Source organism: Thalassotalea sediminis (genome assembly GCF_030295915.1).
GTDB classification, from domain to species: Bacteria; Pseudomonadota; Gammaproteobacteria; order Enterobacterales; family Alteromonadaceae; genus Thalassotalea_C; species Thalassotalea_C sediminis.
Genome location: NZ_AP027361.1, coordinates 200,457 through 223,074 on the forward strand (window position 1 = coordinate 200,457; position 22,618 = coordinate 223,074).

At 35.7% G+C, this 22,618-nt stretch carries 16 protein-coding genes; 9 read left to right on the forward strand and 7 right to left on the reverse strand.

What is annotated here, in order from left to right; translation table 11 throughout:
• Positions 1-38: 38 nt before the first annotated feature.
• The 9 genes from wecB to QUE09_RS00920 all read left to right on the forward strand — a co-directional run bounded on the left by wecB (position 39) and on the right by QUE09_RS00920 (position 15,046).
• Positions 39-2,315 carry a non-hydrolyzing UDP-N-acetylglucosamine 2-epimerase gene (wecB, locus tag QUE09_RS00880; RefSeq protein ID WP_286234337.1) on the forward strand — a complete coding sequence of 759 codons (2,277 nt, stop codon included), beginning with the start codon at positions 39-41 and terminating at the stop codon, positions 2,313-2,315.
• A 158-nt stretch (positions 2,316-2,473) separates the two neighbouring features.
• Positions 2,474-3,328 carry a ThiF family adenylyltransferase gene (locus QUE09_RS00885; protein WP_286234338.1) on the forward strand — a complete coding sequence of 285 codons (855 nt, stop codon included), beginning with the start codon at positions 2,474-2,476 and terminating at the stop codon, positions 3,326-3,328.
• Between the two features lie 88 nt (positions 3,329-3,416).
• On the forward strand, positions 3,417-6,119 hold the full coding sequence (gene prsT, locus QUE09_RS00890) for an XrtA/PEP-CTERM system TPR-repeat protein PrsT (protein WP_286234339.1): 2,703 nt from the start codon (positions 3,417-3,419) through the stop codon (positions 6,117-6,119).
• Positions 6,120-6,200: 81 nt separating this feature from the next.
• Complete coding sequence (gene xrt / locus QUE09_RS00895; protein WP_286234340.1) at positions 6,201-7,529, forward strand: exosortase; 1,329 nt, start codon at positions 6,201-6,203, stop codon at positions 7,527-7,529.
• Positions 7,530-7,694: 165 nt separating this feature from the next.
• Positions 7,695-8,693 carry a THxN family PEP-CTERM protein gene (locus tag QUE09_RS00900; RefSeq protein ID WP_286234341.1) on the forward strand — a complete coding sequence of 333 codons (999 nt, stop codon included), beginning with the start codon at positions 7,695-7,697 and terminating at the stop codon, positions 8,691-8,693.
• Between the two features lie 95 nt (positions 8,694-8,788).
• Positions 8,789-10,267, forward strand: coding sequence for a right-handed parallel beta-helix repeat-containing protein (locus QUE09_RS00905; RefSeq protein WP_286234342.1), 1,479 nt, complete (start codon positions 8,789-8,791; stop codon positions 10,265-10,267).
• A 52-nt stretch (positions 10,268-10,319) separates the two neighbouring features.
• Complete coding sequence (locus tag QUE09_RS00910) at positions 10,320-12,596, forward strand: hypothetical protein (protein ID WP_286234343.1); 2,277 nt, start codon at positions 10,320-10,322, stop codon at positions 12,594-12,596.
• A gap of 131 nt (positions 12,597-12,727) precedes the next feature.
• Positions 12,728-13,753, forward strand: a complete 1,026-nt coding sequence (locus QUE09_RS00915) for an acyltransferase family protein (protein ID WP_286234344.1) — start codon at positions 12,728-12,730, stop codon at positions 13,751-13,753.
• Between the two features lie 3 nt (positions 13,754-13,756).
• A complete protein-coding gene (locus QUE09_RS00920) occupies positions 13,757-15,046 on the forward strand; it encodes an O-antigen ligase family protein (protein WP_286234345.1) in 1,290 nt (429 codons plus the stop codon).
• Between the two features lie 30 nt (positions 15,047-15,076).
• Here QUE09_RS00920 and QUE09_RS00925 read toward each other — a convergent pair whose 3' ends face one another.
• The 7 genes from QUE09_RS00925 to QUE09_RS00955 form a co-directional block, all read right to left on the reverse strand.
• Positions 15,077-15,577 carry a GNAT family N-acetyltransferase gene (locus tag QUE09_RS00925; RefSeq protein WP_286234346.1) on the reverse strand — a complete coding sequence of 167 codons (501 nt, stop codon included), beginning with the start codon at positions 15,575-15,577 and terminating at the stop codon, positions 15,077-15,079.
• 35 nt (positions 15,578-15,612) lie between these two features.
• Positions 15,613-17,109 carry an oligosaccharide flippase family protein gene (locus tag QUE09_RS00930; RefSeq protein ID WP_286234347.1) on the reverse strand — a complete coding sequence of 499 codons (1,497 nt, stop codon included), beginning with the start codon at positions 17,107-17,109 and terminating at the stop codon, positions 15,613-15,615.
• A 3-nt stretch (positions 17,110-17,112) separates the two neighbouring features.
• The gene (locus QUE09_RS00935; protein WP_286234348.1) at positions 17,113-18,135 is read right to left on the reverse strand and encodes a glycosyltransferase family 4 protein; all 1,023 of its coding nucleotides are present in this window, start codon (positions 18,133-18,135) and stop codon (positions 17,113-17,115) included.
• A gap of 8 nt (positions 18,136-18,143) precedes the next feature.
• Complete coding sequence (locus tag QUE09_RS00940; protein WP_286234349.1) at positions 18,144-18,884, reverse strand: hypothetical protein; 741 nt, start codon at positions 18,882-18,884, stop codon at positions 18,144-18,146.
• Between the two features lie 64 nt (positions 18,885-18,948).
• The gene (locus QUE09_RS00945; RefSeq protein WP_286234350.1) at positions 18,949-20,043 is read right to left on the reverse strand and encodes a GNAT family N-acetyltransferase; all 1,095 of its coding nucleotides are present in this window, start codon (positions 20,041-20,043) and stop codon (positions 18,949-18,951) included.
• Positions 20,040-20,933 (reverse strand): glycosyltransferase family protein, encoded by an 894-nt coding sequence (locus QUE09_RS00950; RefSeq protein WP_286234351.1) that lies wholly within the window; start codon positions 20,931-20,933, stop codon positions 20,040-20,042. The genes QUE09_RS00945 and QUE09_RS00950 overlap by 4 nt, the downstream gene beginning before the upstream one ends.
• A 10-nt stretch (positions 20,934-20,943) precedes the next feature.
• Positions 20,944-22,614, reverse strand: coding sequence for an asparagine synthase-related protein (locus tag QUE09_RS00955; protein ID WP_286234352.1), 1,671 nt, complete (start codon positions 22,612-22,614; stop codon positions 20,944-20,946).
• Positions 22,615-22,618: the final 4 nt, after the last annotated feature.

Below are 22,618 nucleotides of genomic sequence, written 5' to 3' on the forward strand. Positions count from 1 at the left end.
CAAACCTATATTGCTAATTACTAAACAAAGGATAATGAATGAAGATTGGGATAATTGTGGGAACACGCCCTGAAATAATAAAAATGGCGCCAGTAATAAGAGAATGTGAAAAACGCAATATACCGTATTTTATCATTCATTCTAATCAACATTACTCCAAAGAAATGGATAGTATTTTCTTTGAAGAATTAAATTTACCAGCGCCACATTATAATTTAGGTGTAGGGTCTGGATTACATAGTAATCAAACCGGTAATATTCTTATTAAAATGGAACCGATTTTAGTCGAAGAACAACCTGATGTTGTTTTAGTTCAAGGTGACACAAACACTGTATTAGCAGGTGCATTAGCGGCGTCTAAGTTGAACATTAAAGTTGGTCATATTGAAGCTGGATTGAGAAGCTATGATCGCACAATGCCAGAAGAAACAAACCGTATTCTTACTGACCACATTAGTGAATACTTGTTTGCAGTTGGCCCAAACCAAGAAGCGATACTAAAAGCAGAAGGTATAGCAACAGATAAAATACATACAGTAGGTAATACTGTTTCGGATTCATTATTCCAGCACTTGGAAATTTCAAAGAAAACCAGCAAAATTTTACAGACGCTTGACCTTAAAGCAAAAGAATACTTTTTAGTAACTGCCCATCGAGCGTCTAATGTAGATATTCCATCTCATTTACAAGAATTAATTGCGTTATTTGATGCGGTTCACGCGAAATATTCTCAGAAAATCGTATGGCCAATTCACCCACGAACGCAAAAGAAGCTTAATGAATACAATATTGAAGTGCCAAGCTACTTACAATTAATACCGCCTATTGGCTATTTAGACTTTATTCAATTGCAAAAAAATGCGCGACTTATACTAACAGATTCAGGCGGTATTCAAGAAGAAGCATGTTTGTTAAATGTGCCATCTTTGACGTTAAGAGAAAATACAGAAAGGCCTGAAGCCGTTGAAGTAGGGGCAAGTGAACTTGTCGGGCGTGATGCTACCAAAGCGGTAAATGCAGCAGCTCAATGGTTAAATAGCGATGATCCTTCTTGGGAAAACCCATTTGGTGATGGTCATGTTGCTGAAAAAATCATTGATATTTTACAAGGCGTTGACGAAAGTATTGTTGATCAAGATATTATTGCGAAGAATGAATCAATTGCTGTTGTAGGTATGGGCTACATGGGGCTACCAATTGCTAGTTTATTGGCACAAGCTGGCTACCATGTAGTGGGAGTCGACTTAAATAAGGATAAAGTCGATGCTATCAATAGAGCTGAATGCCCATTTGACGAAGTAGGTCTACCAGAACTTATCAATCAAGTTGTTTCGCAAGGCTTTTTGCGAGCCTCTGTGGAAATACCGTCAAGTGATACATACTTAGTTGCTGTACCTACACCTCATAAAGGTAGTAAGTGTGATCGTAGTTATGTATTTGCAGCAGTAGACGCAATTGCTGAAGTCGCTAAAGATGGACAAACCGTTATTCTTGAGTCGACCATTTCTCCACAAACAAGCCTAGCGGTAGAAGAAAGGCTTGCACAACGAGGTGTCAACATTGATGTAGTTCACTGCCCAGAAAGAGCTATTCCTGGACAAACATTACATGAGCTTGTAAACAACGATAGAATTATTGGTGCAAGCAGCGAAACAGCGCAGCAAAAAGTTAAGACGATATATCAAAGCTTTGTTAATGGTGAGGTATTTTTAACGGACTTAACAACGGCTGAGTGTGTTAAATTAGTTGAAAATACATCGAGAGACGTAGGCATTGCTTTTGCAAACGAGCTTGCAGAGGTTTGCCAAGAGCTCGATGTTGATGTGTATGAAGTAATTAAGCTTGCTAATCGTCATCCACGCGTTAACGTATTAACACCTGGACCTGGGGTTGGTGGTCACTGTATTCCAATCGACCCTTGGTTTTTAGTTGAGAATACAACCAACGGTGAACTTGTTCGATTATCGCGAAAAATTAATGATCAGCGACCGCTAATTGTTGCAAATAAAGTCAGTAAGCTTGCGAAGTCTTTAAATGCGAAAAAAATTACCTTGCTAGGGGTAGCATATAAACCAAATGTCGACGATTGTCGAGAAACGCCAGCTGAACCTATTTATCATGCCCTTATTGAAATGGGCTACGAAGTGAGTTATCACGATCCTCATGTCGCTAACTGGCATTGTAGTCGCTTAAACTCACTTGAAGAGGTTGCAGCACACGCTGAGGTGCAAGTAATTGTTACGGCTCATGATGAGTATAAAGCGCTTAGTCAAGCTAACAATTTGTTTGATGCGTGCGGTTTATTGAAAGGTTAAAGTGCGATGACTATCGGCGGTGAATAATCCGTCGATAGTTTATACAACGTATTGGTATGGTTTATTTTTCCAATTACTCGAACCAATAAATACGTCCTATACTATCATTACTGCTAACAGACTCTTCTGATCTTCATGGTTACTTAAGGGATATATACATGTTCGATTACGATAAAGCGTTTTCCCGAAATATAGGGTGGGTTACACAGCAAGAGCAACAAGTGTTAAGAAATAAACGCGTTGCTATTGCAGGTGCTGGTGGCGTTGGCGGTATTCACTTACTTACTCTTGCTAGATTAGGGGTAGCCAAGTTCCATATTTCTGACTTTGATGATTTTGAAGTGCACAACTTTAATCGCCAATCTGGGGCTTTTATGTCTACCTTAGGTGAGCAAAAAGTGGATGTTATGGAAAAAATGGCCAAGGACATCAACCCAGAAGCAGAAATAGTCTCTTTTCCAGAAGGAATCTTTGAGCATAATGTTGATGAATTTTTACAAGATGTTGACTTATATGTTGATTCTTTAGATTTTTTCGCATTACAAGCACGAAAAACCGTTTTCAAAAAATGTTATGAAAAGAATATTCCTGTCATCACTGCTGCGCCTTTAGGCATGGGATGTGCATTTTTATGCTTTATGCCCGGTAAAATGACATTCGAAGAATATTTCAGGTTTGAAGATAAAGACACGGAAGAAGATCAGCTCATTCAATTTCTCATCGGGTTGTCACCCGCAATGCTTCAAAGAACATATATGGTCGATGAAACAGCCGTTAGTTTTAAAGAAAGAAAAGGGCCGTCAACGCCAATGGCGGTAAGCCTTTGTGCAGGTATTGCTGAAACATACGCCTTAAAAATTTTACTTAACAGGGGTGAAATTCTTTGTGCCCCTTACGGGTTGCACTTTGATGCCTATCGAAACAAATTTAAAAAAACGTGGCGACCATTTGGTAATGCCGGCATTGTTCCTCGAATTATGTTTAAGATAGCTAAAAGAGTCGTCTATCAATAACGTGAACCGAGTAATCATTGACCTAAATGTCTAGACACGTATACTAAATTTAACCGAAATATTGCTAATAATGAAAAATGGACTTCCTATGAAAAAACTTGCTGCATTAGGTGTGATGCTGGCGTCTACTTTGTATGCCTGCTCTAGTGAAAAAGATCCTGCCGAACTATTAAATACTGCCAAATCGCAATTGCATGCTGGCAATACGAATACCGCGATTATTTCATTGAAAAACGCCATTCAATTAGATCCTAAAAATGCAGAAGCTCGATTTTTATTAGGAAAGATATACTTAGATAATCATGACTATTTAAATGCAGAAAAGGAATTTGAACGCGCAACATCTCTGGGTTTCAGTCAACCAGAACTCGCGTTGTTAAAGGCTAAAATATTACTTGAAAGAGGCAATAGTCAAGGAGTTGTTGATTACCTTGCAGATAAATCATTTGATGATAATGAAAATAGCATTAAGGCTAACTTTCTTTTAGGTAAAGCCCTGTTAAATTTAGGTGAAACTGGGCAAGCCAGAAGTATATTCGAACAGTCGATAGATATAGCGGAAAATCATCCTGTCAGCGTGCTGGGGATTGCACTTTTACATGCTAATGAAGGAAAAGAATCACAAGCACTAGAGACAATAGAAGAATTGTTAAGTGTTAATTCTGAATTTGGTGAGGCTTGGTTATTAAAGGGAACAGTACTTTCAAAACAAAAACGTTTTAAACAGGCGGCTGAAGCGTTTGAAAAATATCATGAATTAAATCCGAATAATTTTGCAATAAGAACGCTTGTTGCAGACAACTATATAAAAGCTAATGCCTTTGAGCTTGCTAAACCGCATTTACAGGCACTTGTTAGTATTAATGACAATCACCCAACAGTTAACATTTTGTATTCACAAGTTAAGTATGTTGAAGGGGATTATGCAGGTGCGAAAGAACTTGCAGAAAAAGCGCTCAATGTTACTGAAAATGGTTTGGCGCAGATGATTTATGGTTTAAGTAGTTTTCAATTGAAAAATTATGAGCAAGCGTACTATCAGTTAAATGCGATTGCAGACAATTTACCTGATAATCATGACGTCCATAAAGTATTGGCCGTTTTACAGGTGAAACTTGGCTATTTGGACGAAGTTGCCGGCACTATGGGGGGAATACAAAATGTGTCTCCGGATGATGCATCATTTTTTGCGAGTGTAGGTATTGAATATGCAAATAAAGGCGATAAAGAGTCGGCTATTGCTATGTTTAATAAAGCGAATAATTTAGCTCCAACTGATCCAGCTATTCTAACGCAGCTCGGAGCAATTAAGTTGTTCAATAAAGATGTGGCTGGCGGTCAAGAAGAACTCGCTAAAGCAATTGATTTGGTGCCAGATTTTGAAGCTGCAAATATTGCATTGGCGAAATTACACCTGAAAAATAACGACATTGAAAAAGCGGTAGCGGTTGCTGAGGAATGGTTAGCAAAAAGTCCTGCTGATATTACAGCGATGTTACTTCGTGGTCATATTGCCATGAAGGCGAACGAGCCTAATAAAGCAAAAGAGTATTTTATTAAAGTTAACCAGTTAGAACCTGATAATGTCACATCATTGTTTAATTTAGCGGTAGTTTCAACGGAAGAGGGTGATTATAAGCAATCGAATCAATATCTAGATAAATTATTTGCGATTAATCTTGAATACCCATTAGCTTATCGACTAGCAATTAGCAACGCAATGAAGCTGAATGACTCTAAATCGCTTGAGGCTAAACTAGAAAGGTTTGTTCAGAATAGTCCTGATGCGTTTTGGCCAAGAATTATTATTGCTCGTCGTTACAATGTTCATAAAAATGTAGAAGCGGCACTGAAGACATTAGATGGAGCCAGCAATCTTGCTAGTGCTCCTCATGAATACTTCTTAACGTATGTTAACGTATTAAAGCGTAATGGCAGAGATAGTGAGATAAAGGCGCTTTATAAAAAATGGCAATTAGCTCAACCTGACAGTCCAAGAGCATATCTTACATACGTTTCTATTTTGGAAAGTGAAAAAGCATATGATCAAGCCTTAAATGTTGTAACAACAGCGTTATCAAAAGATGCATTGAAAACAAACTTCCAGCTACAGGCGTATGAAGCGTATTACCTCGTCATGACAAATCAACTAGAAATGGCGACACAAAAAGTTAACCGCTTGAAAGCAATAAAACCAAATCATCCTTACTTACTTCGTGTGCAGGGGCAACTAGCATTAGCGTTAGATAAATTTGATGATGCCGCCACCTATTTTGCTCAGTCTTATGCTGGCAATCAAAAAGTATCAACAGCTTTGATGCTCGTTACAGCATATCAAGAAGGTAATAAAACGAACAAAGCCATTGCATTTTTAGAAAATGAACTGACTAAAAATCCAATGCGTGATGTATATAGGCGTTTATTAGCTGGGCTTTATATTAAAAGCGATCCAGAATTAGCGATTAAGCATTATGTTATGTTGATTGAGAAAAATCCTGATGACGTGATTTCGATGAATAACCTAGCTTGGGTTTATCTCGACAGCAATCAAGTTGATCTAGCACATCAGTACATCGCTAAGGCAACGCAATATGCACCTAACCACCCTCATATTCTAGATACATATGGTGTGGTGTTAACTAAACAAAATAAACTTGTTCAAGCGATTGAGAGTTTAGAAAAAGCGAATAAAATATTACCAAACAATGCAGATATCCAACAGCATTTAGCTGAAGCATACAGTAAAAATGGCCAAAAGGATCTTGCGTTAGAGTTGACAAAAAACCTATAAGTTAACCCCTAAATGTTAATTGCATTCAAAGAACTTGCAACGAGTTCTTTGATTGTCTTGTGTCTTAAAAAAGGAATAAAAATGCGGTACGGCCCTCTTATCGTCATAGCAGTAGTATATGTGTTAATCGCACTTTCCCAGCAAGCAATACTCGCAAATATATGGCAGTACAGCTTTGATGATGGTACTTATTCTCATGCTTATTTAATTCCCGTCATTGTAGGTTACTTGTATTGGGTTTTGTTTACGGAAAAAGAACTGCGATTTAACACGCGAATAAACCCATACATAGTTTTAGTAGTTATTGCTCTTTCTTACTTGATGGCTGTTTTTACACTAGGTCACTTTACTACAGGGTTTCGTGTCACTTTTGTCTTGTTTATCACCGCAATTCTAACACTTATTTTTAAACCAACATTAAAGATCATTTTTCCCTCGTTGTTTTTGATCTTTTTAATTCCGGTTTGGGGAGCGCTAACCGTATTCCTGCAAAATTTATCTACAGATGCAGTTACGTTTATTATGGGATTAAGTCACATCCCTATCTATGTAGAAGGGAATTTTATTACGATACCTGCTGGTGTTTTTGAAATAGCGGGTGGTTGTAGTGGATTGCGTTATTTAATTGTATCCCTTGCCATTTCTAGTCTTTATGTATTTTTATATCTAGATAATTTAAGACATAGTTTAATTTTTCTTAGCCTAGCTATTTTAGGCGCATTGCTAACTAACTGGTTACGTATCACTTTATTGATAGTTATTGGGCATATTACAGATATGGAAAGCTCATTGATGCATGACCATAATGCTTTCGGTTGGTATTTATATATTCCTTTTATGTTTGTACTGTTTAAAGTTGGTCATCGTTTTGCGCATAAACCGTCAAAACCCAAACAAACTGCGGTAGAGAATACAGCTAAGATACACTGGCCATCTGTGTCTATAGCATTAGTTTGTATATTGCTAACCTCTGATATGGTGAGAACTGTGCTCCAAAAATCGCCATCAATGAATACTGCAAATTGCAACATTTCATTAGAGCAGTTGCCTGACCTGCCGTTACCGGTCATTGAGAATAGCAATCAACAGTGTGTAACGGTACAAGGTAATGATTATGTTTTAGAATACCATTTTCATGGTGCGTCATTACAAAGTTCTGCCGGTTACTTTTTAAATGTGTATGAACCCAAAGGTTGGCGAATTGAGCAAAGGCTTGAAAATAAAAACTGGAATGTATTGCGTGTTTCCAAAGGCGAACAAACGTTTATTATTAGGTACGCATTTAAGGCAGGTGAGCATCAAGTTAAAGATCTTTCCGAGTTTAAAGTGAAGAAATTGCGTAATGCATTCAAGGGCGAGGGTGATAGTACTTTGCTTTGGAAAATTCAAATGGAATCGCTTAATAATTAGCCTACTTTTAACTGTCAGATTCTTTTACAGTTACTGTGGCTATCGGATGTATTGAAAAATTAACCTGTTGTATTATAAGGGTTTTTAATTATTGGCACGCTGTATGCTTTGTTTGGTAAACGAACTCTTTTAACTATATTGAACTGATTGAGCTAAGGAAAAAGCATGAAAACTAAATTAAAAGTCTGCGCTACTATATTAGCAGCAACATTATCGGCTTCAGCAACTGCAGGCATTGTTACACAATGGACATATGACAACCAAGCAGGTTTCAAAAGCTGGAATGGTACAAATAATAACGGTTGGGCTAGCGATGATGTTACTGCATCAGGCGACTCAGCGGGTATCTACGATAATATTTTAGATACTGATTTAGATAACGACGTAGACGGTGATGATTCATCTTTACCTACAAACTTAGCTTGGGGTACACCAGCTAATGGCGCGGGTAACCCTCAAAGTAGTTTAGATATTGATAGCCCAATTAACGATACAGTTTCTACAAATGATTGGAACTGGGCAGACGGTACTAGCATTACTCACGAAAACTGGGTAATTGTTGGTGATGCACTTACTGATGCATTTGTATTAGATGGCTTAACGTTAACACCAACAGATTGGGAAGGTAAAGGTAACGATGCAGCAGCTGACGCATTATTAACTGATAACGCACCTTACTTTGCACCACAATTACAATTTGGTATTAACTTTTTTGAAACGCCAAACGGTGGTACTTATAATGGCAGTGGCTTTGATTGTCCAAATGGTGAACTAAGAGATCAAGGTGACAACATCAATGGTTGTGGTGATATCTTTGAAATAACAGGTTTAGAAAACTTACCAATTCAACCGATTGTTGGTGCTGATTTTATCGAGTTTACTGTACCATTTGTATTAATGGCTAACGGAGTACCATTAGAAGGTTGGGGTGATACAACTTATTATTTAACAACTCGTCTTTCTGGTTTAACAACATTAAGCGATGATTATGAGTGTTCTAATAACCAACCTGCTTGTTTCGGTTTCGTTACTGTAGAAGAGCAGCAAAATAACTTACTAGCGCAATTAAAAGTAAGAACTGTTCCTGAGCCAGCAACTATTGCAATCTTCGGTTTAGGCTTGGTAGCAACAGGTCTAGTAGGTAGAAGAAGACGTAACGTTTAATCTACGCGAATTATAAAAAATCCGGATTTAATCCGGATTTTTTTTGCTTTAAAAAACGTATAATAAGTTTTTATTTGTAAATGGCGTTTAATCTGATGCGACGAGTATTGTGTTTTAGCTTTCTTCTAACTTGTTCGTTGAGCAATGCATCATCCTTTACACAAGGTACATGTGAACCTAAGCAACTTCCAGGTAAAACATATTATGTTTCCTTGAAGGGACATGATTATAAAGGGGATGGCAGCCGCGTTAAACCTTGGCGAACGATAGCGTTTGCAACATTCAAAGCAGAAGATGCGAGTACTATTATCGTTGCACCTGGCAGGTACGAAGGTGAAATAAGGTTAAAAAAACCATTTAAGAAAGGGTTGTTAATTAAAGCTGAAATCCCTTATATGACTACCCTAACTAACAATGCTCGCGTACTCGCGATAGTTAATAAGGCTAAAAATATTACTATTGAGGGGTTTGAATTCACTCATAAAAACAGTTCTGCAAAGCCACTTGTGGTTCATATCGATGGTTATGGAAAAAATGCGCTAAAAAATATTACGCTAAAAAATAATATTTTTCATGATAGCTATAACAATGATTTATTGAAGATAAACAACGGCGCATCTGACATCAATATTCATTGTAATGTCTTTTATAATCAAGGTAACTCAGATGAACATATCGATGTAAATAGTGTTCAAAATATAGATATAGCGGATAATATTTTTTTTAATGATTTTGTTGCGAGCAATAGAGCGATAACTAATAAGTCTTCGAGTTATATTGTTGTAAAAGATAGTAATGGTAATGAAGACCCATTTTTAGGGGCTAAGAATATTAGCATTCATCGTAATATTTTTTTGAATTGGCAAGGCTCTTATGGTCACGGTTTTATTTTAATTGGCGAAGACGGTAAGCCTTACCATGAAGCAAGAGACGTTAAAATATATAATAACTTGCTTATAGGTAACAGTGCTACTTCCATGCGCTCACCTTTAGGGCTCAAAGGTGCTAGAGATATTTATTTCTATCACAACACCGTTACAGGCAATTTGCCAAGTAATGCTTATGCTTTGAGAGTCAACAAAGAAGGCGATAACCCCATAAACGACAACCTTGTATTGGCCAACAATATCTGGAGTGATAGATCAGGCACGATGGGGCAAGGTTCACAACAAGAGTCTAATGATTTTGCTGACGTACTCATTAATCAGTTAGATTCATTTAGCATGATTAATAACTTAATTTACAATGGAGGATATGAGCTGCCAAGCTCTATATTTGATAAAGTTTCACCTTCAGATGACGAGCAGTTAATAGAGGGAAACCCTAAATTACCCAACATCGAAAATGTTATTACTCCTACTTGGAACCCATCAAATAAACAGTTTGCTGATGGTTCTTTTACGATTCGCAATGCATTTTTACGTTTGGTTATGTTTTATGGTATTCCCCTTAACAAAAAAATTATTCACACAAAATATACTTTTCCATTAATCCCGAATAAAGATATTATTTTTCGGAAGAGGACGTCTCCACATTCTATAGGGGCGTATGACATAAATCATGATGGCTTTTAATATGGTATTAGCTATAATTTTCTCTATGACGGTTGACTAAGGAAGGTTTTAAATGTTTTCCTATTTTTACAAGTTTATTCTACTTTTATTAAGCTTAACAATTGTACTGAATGCACATTCTTTTAATGCTCTAACTCCCGATAAGCCGAACTTATTTGAGCTAAGTGCTGTGGCTTTAAGTAAGTCCAACAGTAAAACAGAGTCTACATATGATAAAGCTCAAAAATCACTTGGAATGGAACCAAGTACTGTAATATATCCATACCAAAAAGGCGTGTATAGCGAGCAGTCAAATAAAGTTGAAATTCCTAATAGTGTCTTACTGTTAACAGCGGATCGAATTCAGCGAATCAAGACTAAAATTTCTCAAGATAGTACTGCATGGGACGCTATGAAAAGTAAAATTTCCCATTACTTTGATCGGATTCCATACAATGCTGGAGAGTATGCCGGTGCGTTTTCTGCCGCTTATTATATTAGTGGTGAAGAAAAATATATAAATCGGGCAATTGAACTTCTTATTCACGCTTACTTTTCGGAACCTGTAATAGGTTGGAAATACTATAAAAGTAGAAATTTATTTCGAAGCCATGCGCGTTGGGCAGTAATGGGGTATAGTTGGATTAAACACCATATTTCATTGCAAGAACGAGAAAGGATCGAGGATATCCTAAAGCTCTGGAGTGATTATTGGCTTACCCATGTTGATTATCAAAATGGTTATGCTGGTTTAAGGCTCGCTGATACAGATGATGTCACCTCAATAACTAAAAACATTACATTGCTTGGTTACGCTCTTTCTAATTCAACTAAGTATAAAGAATTTGGACAGGAGCTTTTAGTCGTTGGAGACTACTTACTAAATACATACGTAGTTGGTTACTACATGAGTGATATCATGGCGGGCGGCGCTTGGGCCGAAGGAAGTGATTATAGCCCAGCAACACAAATACATTGGATGGAAACGTTTCTTATTAATAAAGACCAGCGAGGTATCCCATTTCCTAATAACTATGCTAGCGAAGCGATGAAGTCATTGCTTCATCAAACATTAGCAGGAGGGAGTGGGGTTTACAAATATGGTTCTGAAGAACGTGCAATAGATTACGATGAATTGGGTGATGATTATAGGTACGCTTTTGCTTTAATTTTAATGGAAATATTAGAGGCACCTGAAGAGAAAGAATTAATACAAAACTGGTTTAATAAAATTTTAAGTAAGAAGGGATTCGCTAAGGGATCTATGGTTACACATTTTGATCGACTACTGTATCATGATCCAACTATTCGTTCACTAAATCCAAATGACTATTTAGCTACTTTACATATAGCTGAAGGTATTGGCTTAATTTCTACGCGAAATAATTGGAGTGAGGACGCAACAAACCTATACTTTATTAATCGTAGTATTCGTGTAGACCATGAACATAAAGATGCGCTTAGTTTTGATATTGCTTATAAAGGTCGTTGGATTACGAAAGAACGAACAGGTTATGCTGGTATATCTGAAACGAGTAGTGCACATAATACGATTTTAATTGAGAACGCAAGTCCAGATGGCTCAAGTAATCCTACAAGGAGAGCAGCAGGGGAACCAGTCACTTATAACGTCTATGATAATGAATATGTAACGTCGATTTCAGCTTCTGCAACAGATGTGTATAACATGAGCGGATATTATGCAACAAATTACGCCAAAAGCGTCCATAGACAAGTTGCTTTTATTAAGCCAAGTACCGTAATCGTTTATGACCAAGTCTTAACAGATAAGACTGCTTTTAAAGATCTTATCGCTTATAAAGAATTAGAACCAGTGGCAGATACGTATTTAAGATGGGTGAAGGTTATACAGCATGTGCAAAATGAACCAGTAAAAATTACCAATAGGTCAAATAGTTATAATGTAGTTAATGAGGGAAATAAATTAACATATCAAGTATTATGGCCTCATGATGCTAATGTTTCGGTGATAAATGAAGCTGAGCTATGGAAGGATGCTGTTGAATATGAAATGCCTGAAAATCAACGCAAGTGGCATTTTGAGGTAAAGAATAACGTGCCTAAAGAAAATAATGAATTTGTTACTTCTCTCAATTTTGGCCTTAACAATGATACTGATAATTACGCATTAGATGCTACTATATTAACTCAGGAAAATGGGCTAATTATTGAAGGGGAGGTTATAGGTGTTGCATTTTATGTAAGAAGTAAACCTCACATCATTTTATTTAATAAACGCCCAGAGTATTCATCTTTTCCCGTAAAATTTAATGCGCCAGATGGTTTCGATGATGCATGGGTAACTAGAGTTGGTTTTACTCCTGAATGATCCTCAAATCATATGTAGCTGAGTTTTTTGAGCGATATTATAACAATCAAAAAATGCGAGACATCTAAAGTGGTTTTATAATCACTAGTGCAGTATTATTAACATAATTACAGGATGTTTACGCTAATTATATGACGAAAACTTGCTCAAGAGATGTTCTACTTGATGCCGTAAAAGGCTTTTTAATATTGTGTATTGTTCTCGAACATAACAGTATTCTAACAGCTCAATATGACTGGATTAGATCTTTTTGTGATGCCTTTGCAGCTGGCTGCTTTTTAATTTTGACTTTCGTATGGCCAATAAAAAAACAGTCAATTTATGACATGTCGAACAAATACATGGCATATTGGTGGACATTTATTCTGTTTATAACTGGTACTGCATTATTAAATTTTTTGCTATTTCCCACTGATAGTTTTTTGTCAGTTATATTTAATTATTTTAAAGCAACTCTTTTTGCGTCACCAACAGATATTAAAGCTGCGTCGGGCTTTATGTACTTTTGGTTTTTACCGTGTCTAAGTGTACTCTATATTATCAGATGGCTCAGTGAAAAAGCGAAGCTGGTATCACTATTTATTGCTTCGTTGGCGTGGCTTTTTATTGGTGTTTTTGAGGATGAACGACTCACTCAAACATTTTTTTCATTACATGTTATTGCTTTTATTTATATTTTAGGTTTTTTTTATAGTTATTGTCACAAGCCGTTAATCAATGGTGATGTAAAAATTAGGATGCTATCTATAATTGCTTTTCTAGCTTGTTCAGTGGCCAGCTACTTTATAGGTTGGCAACTCTTTTTGGCTGGCGGCATTATCCCGTCGTGGCAAGAACCCAGCTTACTTTTGTTTTATAGTATATTCATGATTGTGGCAATTCCTGGCATTTATCACCTTTTGGCTATTACGCCGCCATTTATTCGTCAAATTTTTGCTTATATAGGCAAAAGAAGCTTGATAGTATATTTATTTCATCCTTTAGTATTCATAGCATTTACGCAATTTTTTCCCATTATTGAACATGGGCTATTGTCACTGGTATTTACTGTTTTTGTTTGCGTTATAATAGCAGTCATCCTAGAAAAACTACCCATGCTAAATCGATTTTTATTTCCTCGAACCGTTACTTCTTTAATTTACAATAGGCGTTCATAAAGTATGGGTTATTTTGTTTTATTGCTCACAATTGTTGTGTATTTAATTCGACCTGCTGAATGGATACCCGCTCTTTATTTTAACTGGAATATGCTTCTTAATATTCTAGGCATCTTAGTAATGCTAGGTGTGGCTTTAAACCAAAATAGAAAGTTTACTTATGACCGAACTACACTCTTTTTATTATGGTTTATATTCGCAATGATATTATCTAACCTTTTTAATGGTCAATTTAATACTATTAGTGGCTATATATCACAAATTTTATCGACACTTATAATTTTTGTACTTACACAAACAGCGATTACTAGGCCAAAGCAAATAGATAATTTTATTTTAGTGATTATCCTTGTTGTGTTGTTTATTTGCTTTCAGTGTTACTTGCAGGCAACTGTTGGATATAACTGGGGGGGGTTAGAGCCTTTTACTAGAGGGTTAGTTTCTCAGTCGGGGGTCGAAGAGGCTGCAAGAGAAATACAAGTCGTTTGGTACGGTGTGCTCCAAGATCCAAATGATTTAGGGATGTTACTTATAGCATTTATGCCGTATATATTTAGTCGTGTTTTCTACCAAAAGATTGATTTTATTAAAAAATGCTTTTGGATTATAGCAATGTTAATTATCGGTTATACAGTTATTCTTACTAACTCTCGTGGCTCAATGTTGTCATTAATAGGCGGTCTAGCTTTCTTTTATATAATTAAAAAACGTTCAATGACGGGCTATGTCCTTGCTTCTATCGCAGGGTTGGCATTACTTGCAATTGCACCATCTCGTATGGCAGAGCTTGGTTCGGGTGACTACAGTGCAATGGGGCGGGTTTATGCGTGGATTTTAGCATTAGAGTTATTAGCAATGAACCCAATTTTTGGTATTGGTGCTAAACACTTTCTTGATTATCATGCTTTAACTACACATAACAGTTATGTTCTTGCTATGGTTGAGAATGGCATAATAGGATTTATAGGTTACTTCAGTATATTCGCAATCACAGTATTTACAACGGTAAAAGTTGCTTATACCGTTGAAGATAAAAGGCGCAGTATTGAAATAATCGCGTTGGTAAGTGGTATGGTTGGTATTCTAATTTCCATATTTTTTATCTCAAGAACCTATGCATTACTACCTTTTTTATACGTCGCAATAGTGATGACTTATTTAAGGGTACACACGCCGGAACTTTTTAATGAATATATCTCAAAACTTAAGCTGTTTAAACTTGTTGTCTTAAGCGGTTTTTTTATCATTGGGTTATATATATTTAATCGATTGGCGACGGCTATATTAATTTAATAGCTTGTTAAATTAATGCTATCTATAACGTTAATTGCGATTATATGTATCAATGACCTTTCCAAATCCGCATCTTTCAATTACCTTTTGCATCGCAAAATTGTCTTCTCTCGTATCAATGAAAATGTGTTCTAAATTACCTTGTATTGATAAGTAGTTAATTGATGATGATAGTCCAAACGTCGCAAACCCCTTTTTTTGGTAACTAGGGTTCGTGTTAACAGGTCCTATTACACAATCATTAGCATCTATTTTGTAATGATTGCACTGCCCGAACGAGACTAGGCCATCTGAAACGACGACATTGTCATATATTACAATATATAACAAATTCCTTTTCATCATAATTTTTATTGTCAGTTTTAATAATTCACTAGATAGTCCATATCTAGCGACTAAAGGTTTAAAACTTTTCACTACAGCTATTAGTGAGTCAACAATTAAAAACTTAGCTCCATCATTTCTAATTTGAAGTTGTTCGATTGTGGTGTTGTTTTTAATGCATTGCTTTTTATAAATAAACTGTTTCAATATTGATCCTCTAAATTAGTTTATTAATCATAAGATTATGAAGTCATTTTTACACACCAGTTAAAATAAGGTTTTAAATATTTAGGTGCTTTGCTCCGAAGTTGTTTAAATAAAAATACAACTGAATCATCATACCCCCGTGTTAGCAATAATAAATGTAAAAATATAATCGCAAAAACAACGCTTCCCAAGAAAAGGGCAGCTAGGCCAGTAAGGTGCAAATTAATAAATATGGCAGGAGTGGAAGCTAATAGTGCAGAAATTAATATTTTCAATACATTGAGTATTGGTAAAAAGTGATAGCCGATTTTTGCAGCTAAACCATAGAAACAAAAAATTAAAATTAAAGATAAAGAACCATAAACAACTAAAGCTCCATTTATTCCATACTTAGGTGTGAGGAAGAAGCTCAATATTAAAGTAATGATCACAAGTAAAGTGTGTACTTTTGCCATGCTCAATTGTTTGTCTTGGCTTATTAAAGTAAGGTTTGCGCCATTATTTATTACAACTAGTACGCGAAAAATAATAATAACTCGAAGAGCAAAAGCCGCTTCTAGGTATTTTTCACCATATAAAAAATCAATGATATTTTCGGCATAAATAAGAACAGGAAACAAAACGAATGAACTCAAAATGAGTAGATATCGTTGAGCCTGCAAAATGTTCCTTTCAACATTATCTTCGGCTATCGCTCGAGTTAACTTGGGGAGTAATATTTCTTGGTATATGCCAGGTATTAATGTAATTGCAGCTGTAGCTAGAATAAACGCTAAATTAAAGTAGCCAGCAGCGGACAAAAAACCGCTTTGCTCAAGTACTATACTTTGGCTTTGCCGGAAGGTTATTGCACCAAAAAATACAATAGCTGTAGCAGACAATACCTGTGTTAGCACGCGTTTCTTGTGTTCAAAAACTGTGTTTTTTGAAATGCTAAAAGCAGGAATTAGCTTATTGAATCGTAAAATACTAAAAGCAAAAGCAATGCATGCGATACAATATGCCATTAAAAACGATTCAATAGTTGAAAACCACATGGAGCAAATTATGACTGCAGTAAGGTTGATTGGGTTTGCTATTAAGCTTGTTTTTGCTAGTACTTCAAATCGTTGTAAACCTTTGAAAATCGATGTTTGATAGATGTAGTATGCTTTGAACATCGCACTTGTAACTAGCAGTAAGGATAACCACATTGGAAACTTTGATAAAATTGCGCCGAGAAAAATTAACCCGATGAAAATAATCATGACAATTAATATTCGACTTAGTAATAACCTACCTGTATAACCAAGCAATTCCTTTAATTGCTCTTCAGATTTTGATTTAAATTCAGAAACAAATTTTGTAACTGTAATTGATAACCCCGAATTGATTGCAATAGTAATTAATCCTGCTATCCAAATAGCACTAGAGTAGGCTCCGTACTCTTCTGTCGTTAAATTTCTAGCTATTATTATCGACACAAGTAAGCCCAAAAAGTACTCGCTATATAAATTTACGGCAGCAAAGCTAGTTTGTATAATTGTTCTCATGGTTTATTGATAACAATCAAAGTGGGTTCGAGTACAAATTTCTAAAGAATATTTTTGGTGATATTCATTTAAACAATTTTGCGCAAATGCTTGATACATGCTTGGCTCTCTAAAAACAGTCGCGATACGCTTAGCCAATTTATTGCTGTTGGCATAAGGATATAAAAAACCATTATAGTTATTTTTTATTAGTTCAGGGTTTCCGCCGACATCAGAGGCAATAACAGGTGTTTTTGCGGCAAATGATTCTAGTATAGCTAAAGATAACCCTTCAGTTTCTGATGTGACTACTAATAAATCTATTTCTGTATAAATTCTATTCCTATCTGATTCAAAACCAAAAAAATAGACTTCAACATGAGGGATTAATTTTTTAGCAAGCTCTTGATTATATTTTAAAAGTTCACCTGTTCCATACAAACTCAAACTTATTTTGTTTTGAATTTCTTCTGGTAATTTTGAAACTGCTTCTATTAAAATGTGTTGAGATTTTAATGGAACAAATCGCCCAACATGGCCAAGTTTAAACTTACTATTGTTTGTGTTAAGCTTTTTAATTGGCTTAACGCCATTTAAAATAGTTTGGGCTTTCTTTGAGTACTGAGGGTAATGTGCTAAAAACTTTACTCTTGCTTTATCGGCCACGAAAAGCATTTTATGTAATTTAAAATTTGCCAATTTATAGATAAATCGCCATTTAAGTCCATTATGTACGAACTCATTATGTCGAGTGTAAACAACTTTAATGCGTAACCCTAATGAAGCGAGTAACACACGAAGTAAGCAATGGCTGCTATGTACGTGTACAACGTCAAATTTTCTAATTATTTTTCTTATGCCTTTCAAGCTTATCGATAGATGAAGAGGCATCTTTAAATTATCTAATTCAGCTTCCAAGGGTTCTCCTTTGTCACCCATGGATAGTATTTCAATGTAAGCTTTTTGTCTTTGAGCTGTCGCTAAATCTATTACGAAACGTTCAGCTCCACCTACATTTAAGCTACTAATAACATGCAATATTTGCAAAATTTATCCTATTTCTTTGTCGAAAGATGCCAAGAAACTTTATGAGGTAAAAACTTAAACTTTTTCTTAAATCTTTTCATTGTATCACTTGCACCAAGAAAAGTACCGTAAGCGTAGTATTTGGCCTTTGTAAAGTGGTTTACTGCATATTCAGCGATGGAGATATAGAGCATTGGTACGATACCATAATTTTGAAAGTCACTATGGCCATAAACATGTTCAACTTCAATTAATTCCCCAGCGACTATACATGCAGCATAGGCCACTAACTTTCCTGCGTTATTGAAAATGCCAAAGTGTGGATAATCGTGGGTGCTTGTGCTGCTTTTAGGGATACAAACTTCCGCGGGCCTATTTGTAATAAATGACTCAGGCATTGCTCCTTGCCTTACTTTGGCCGAACGCCTTATATCCCAAATATCGTCAATATATTCGTTGAAATTTATTCGTTTGAAAGTAAACCCATTCCTAACTGCTTTTTTATAGTTTCTTCTTGCTGAACTTTCAACAGCTTTCATGTATGAGTCTGGTTGGTCATTTAGCTCAAATAATGCCATACCAAATTGTCTCTTCTTAATTAGTGGAAGTTTTGGGTGGCGAGAGGTCGCTTCATTAAAGCACTCTTCAGTTATTTGACTAAAGAAGCTGTCATTCTCTTGGCATTCATCTAACATAAGATTTATATCTATATGTGGCATTGATTGAATAAGTCGCCAAGTTTCTTTGATACGATGTATTTTTTCTTTCATATGCGTATTATTTTCATCCTTAATCCGAGCATTTTACCTAATGAATAAACGTATGTAATCTAATTTATTTGAATAGGAGTAGACCGCTTCTTAATACTTTGTGTAGTTTATATAGCCAATTTAAAACAGGATACGTATGAGCACTAAAGGTATAACAGGCAACCTCACTTGCCTGATAATTGTTCTTATAACTATTTGTGTCCCCTTTCATTAAATCATAGTGACTAAGTTGCTCTTTTCTTGCTATTTGTGTAGCGAACAGATGCATTGCTGTGCCTACTGACGCTACATTTTTGTTGTATTGTATGCCACTTTGATAGTAAAACAACGTGTCATGATCAATTATACCGTAAAAAACAGCTAAAACTTCTTGTTTCAAATTTACAGTAAAAATGAGTAATCTGTTTTCATTCAGTATTGTTTGACAATAGTCTTTATGAAAATTTGTAAATTTTTGCGATTCAAATGCACCCTTTTTTCCCTTTTTTTTCCATGCTTTATTATGTAATTGCATTAACTTTTGAAAAGCTAATTGTAATTCATGATTATTTTGTACTAGCTGATATTGTAATAACTCATGATGGAGTGCTTTTCTGGCATGTCTACGTGTCGTTTTACTTCGAAAGTTTTGAATTTGTAATGTATCATTTTCCTCGATTGGTAAGATAAACCTTCTGCCAACATTTATTTTGCTTAAATACCAATTATTAGGTTGATAATTTTCTAACCAATTAAATATGTAGCTTTTTTTCAACACGACATCAAAACATACTTTTGAAAAAAGCTTACTCTCTTTCATAAAGACTGTTAGTTTTTTTAAAATGGCTTCTTCAAAGCTAGGCAAGACGATGATATCTTGAAACTCACTTGCCACTTCTGCCTCTTCTGGTTCACCAGTGCCGATAAATCTAAGTTCACGAGTTAGAACCCCTTTTTTTATATAAAAAGGACAAATCGCAATTAACTTTTGGTTGTGCCTAAATAGTAATATGTGAATTTTATCTTTGGGTGTTAAGTAATGAAGACACCATACAATCATCCAATCTACACTTAAACATATAGAAGATTGTTTAGATTCTCTACGCAAATTTTCCCAACTAGTCTTTAACGTTTCAAGATCTGTTAGATTATCAATAATTGAGCAATGAATGTTGTTCATTTTTTCTGTTCGAACACAGATAATAGTGTTTCTTTCCAGTTTTTTACATTAAATTCACGACGAATGTAATTGTAGCCTTCTAAATTGAAAGTAACGGGTTGTTGTAATGCTTCCTCAATAGCGATATCTGTATGACACTCAATGGTATAAGGCACAGGCCAGTTGGTAATTACTTGCATACCAAAATACATTGCTTCTATTGCCATACGCGAAAAACCATCATGTGACGTTATTCTTAATAAAACGTCGCACTCTTTGAAAAGGGAAAATAACCTGTTCTGATCGATTCGTCCTAATGATGTTACGTTAGGGTAGCTATCTGTCTTTATTGTATTATCGCCAACAAATATAAAGTTAATGTGAGGAAGCTTCTTACTTAACGCTAACATTCGGTCGGTATTGTATATCCAATGTCGATCAGGATTGCTATACACTAATACTTTCTGAATTGGTTTGCTTTCAGATGTAGGAATATTATTGCTTGATAACTGCTCTTCAAGCAAAAATATTGGGCTACAGCTTTGCCAATACTGCGTTTTTAGACCGTTGTTTTCTAATACTTGCGATAACCATGGCGCGGGTGATAAGTTTTTGTTGATACATAGTTTATAAATAATTTTAGAATAGAACTTTTCAATGCCGCGAGCATCATTGAAGTAACGAGAATCAGTACCTGCCCAAAACTTCGCAACTTTATATCCCTTTAATTTTAGCTTTAAAGCAATTCGTAATGAGGCTTTATTCGGGATTCGAACATACACAACGACACTAGACTTCGGCTTAAAGTGACTTAACTGCTGATATGATTCACAAAAAGCGAACCTTGTATCATCACCGATCACTTCACGCCATTGATTTATAATTTCGTGTTTACCAAAAAAAATAATCATAAATGTCTCGTTATTGTGCCCCGAGTTGCTGATGTAGGATTTTCCAGTTGATGAGTAACCAAAAAATTTCATAATCAGTATCTACTGATAAATCGTTTAGTAGCCTACCATCAAATAAGGTTTTCTCATTTCTTACTTCTTCAACCAATGAAGATAGCGAGCTATTTAACCAGTCTACAAAAGGGACAGGGAACCCATATTTTCGTTGATAAATTAATTCGCGGTCAAAATATTCACACGCAATTTCTCGTAGTATGGGCTTAACAAATTCAGTGCCATAGTAATCACTATCATTTAATGTATTAGCCAAATCTATTACGTCTGGCGCAAAGAAGGGGGATATAATATGTTTATTGAACTGCTCAGCGATTAGTTCTGCCTCTTCAAAGTGCTTTTCGACATCACTAGAAATAACGTATTGTTGCGCAACATGCCGTACATTCTCACGCATTTTAGCACTTATATCCTGCTGCCAAGGCTTTGTTTCTAGTGCTGTATTTCGCCCAAGGTCAATTTGCTTGATTATGTTATGACTCTTTTCGCTATATTGAATTGCGGTTAGTGAATATACCAGATCAGTTAATGATGTTGATTTAAGCTCAACGAGTACTCTTCCTCGACCAGGTACGATTTTTTGCATTAATCTCAGTAGCCATAATGGTATGTGTTTTGTAGACTGCTTCCAGTTGTACTGCGTATTAATTCGATTAATACCATTTGAACCAAACAGTGTATCTGCAGCTTCACCATATATAACGGCGTCATACTCATCAGGAATGGCTTTCATCATTGCTAGCATGGCAAGCGAACTGTAGTGACGTAAAGGTTCACGTTTTAGGCGAATTAAGTATTGCAGATCTTGCTCAAGTGTCTCTGGATTAACTTCAACGAGATGGTGTGGCATGTCTAGTTGCTTGGCAAAAGCTTTGGCTGTTGCTAATTCTGGGTTTTTTTGGCCTTTAAAAACAGGGGTAACGAGATAACACTGATCGAATATATCTTTACTAAGACCAGCCAATAATGAAGAGTCTACGCCCCCACTTAGAAAAATTGCAACTTTCTTATAGCGTTGACTAGCTTGCCTTAAGTGCGTTTGTAATGCGTGCTTAACGCTAGTTTGCTTGTCTTTAAATGGGGCATTAGTGTAATTTGCTGGTGGTAACTGCCAATAACATTGTTGTTTTACGGTGCCTTTATGACTCACAGTTCCATAGGATCGAGCGCGCAATTTACACGTATCACTAAGTAGAGTTTTATCAGCACTTGTCCAGCGAAAAATAAAACATTCATGAACAGCATCTAGCGCTAAAGCTTTATTTTCAACAGGTAATAAGCAAATACGAGATGCAATAGTTACCAAGTTTTCATTTTGCTGATAAAAAATGGTTTTGCCACCAAATCTATCATTAAAAATGAGACATTCTTCTTCAGTAATACAAATACCTGAGTAATGTCCTTCAAACTGAGAAAGCTGATCAAATTGCTTAGTAAGGATGATTTCTTTGAATTTATTTGTATCTTGCGGCCAAAAATAGCCATCTAAGAGAATCAAACCACCTTGTGGTAACGGTATTTTTATACAATCTTGCGCATTAATTTCATAAGTATATGCACCAATCGATAGATGATTGTCGTTATTATCGATTACTTTAGGGTGGCGTTTAATACAAAAACCAGACATGGCA

Bases quoted from the DNA above. Each gene is read 5' to 3' on its own strand.
- prsT (WP_286234339.1), top strand. From the start codon at position 3,417: ATGAAAAAACTTGCTGCATTAGGTGTGATGCTGGCGTCTACTTTGTAT.
- QUE09_RS00920 (WP_286234345.1), top strand. From the start codon at position 13,757: ATGGGTTATTTTGTTTTATTGCTCACAATTGTTGTGTATTTAATTCGA.
- xrt (WP_286234340.1), top strand. From the start codon at position 6,201: ATGCGGTACGGCCCTCTTATCGTCATAGCAGTAGTATATGTGTTAATC.
- QUE09_RS00955 (WP_286234352.1), bottom strand. From the start codon at position 22,614: ATGTCTGGTTTTTGTATTAAACGCCACCCTAAAGTAATCGATAATAAC.
- QUE09_RS00940 (WP_286234349.1), bottom strand. From the start codon at position 18,884: ATGAAAGAAAAAATACATCGTATCAAAGAAACTTGGCGACTTATTCAA.
- QUE09_RS00905 (WP_286234342.1), top strand. From the start codon at position 8,789: ATGCGACGAGTATTGTGTTTTAGCTTTCTTCTAACTTGTTCGTTGAGC.
- QUE09_RS00950 (WP_286234351.1), bottom strand. From the start codon at position 20,933: ATGATTATTTTTTTTGGTAAACACGAAATTATAAATCAATGGCGTGAA.
- QUE09_RS00915 (WP_286234344.1), top strand. From the start codon at position 12,728: ATGACGAAAACTTGCTCAAGAGATGTTCTACTTGATGCCGTAAAAGGC.
- QUE09_RS00910 (WP_286234343.1), top strand. From the start codon at position 10,320: ATGTTTTCCTATTTTTACAAGTTTATTCTACTTTTATTAAGCTTAACA.
- QUE09_RS00885 (WP_286234338.1), top strand. From the start codon at position 2,474: ATGTTCGATTACGATAAAGCGTTTTCCCGAAATATAGGGTGGGTTACA.
- QUE09_RS00930 (WP_286234347.1), bottom strand. From the start codon at position 17,109: ATGAGAACAATTATACAAACTAGCTTTGCTGCCGTAAATTTATATAGC.
- wecB (WP_286234337.1), top strand. From the start codon at position 39: ATGAAGATTGGGATAATTGTGGGAACACGCCCTGAAATAATAAAAATG.
- QUE09_RS00945 (WP_286234350.1), bottom strand. From the start codon at position 20,043: ATGAACAACATTCATTGCTCAATTATTGATAATCTAACAGATCTTGAA.
- QUE09_RS00900 (WP_286234341.1), top strand. From the start codon at position 7,695: ATGAAAACTAAATTAAAAGTCTGCGCTACTATATTAGCAGCAACATTA.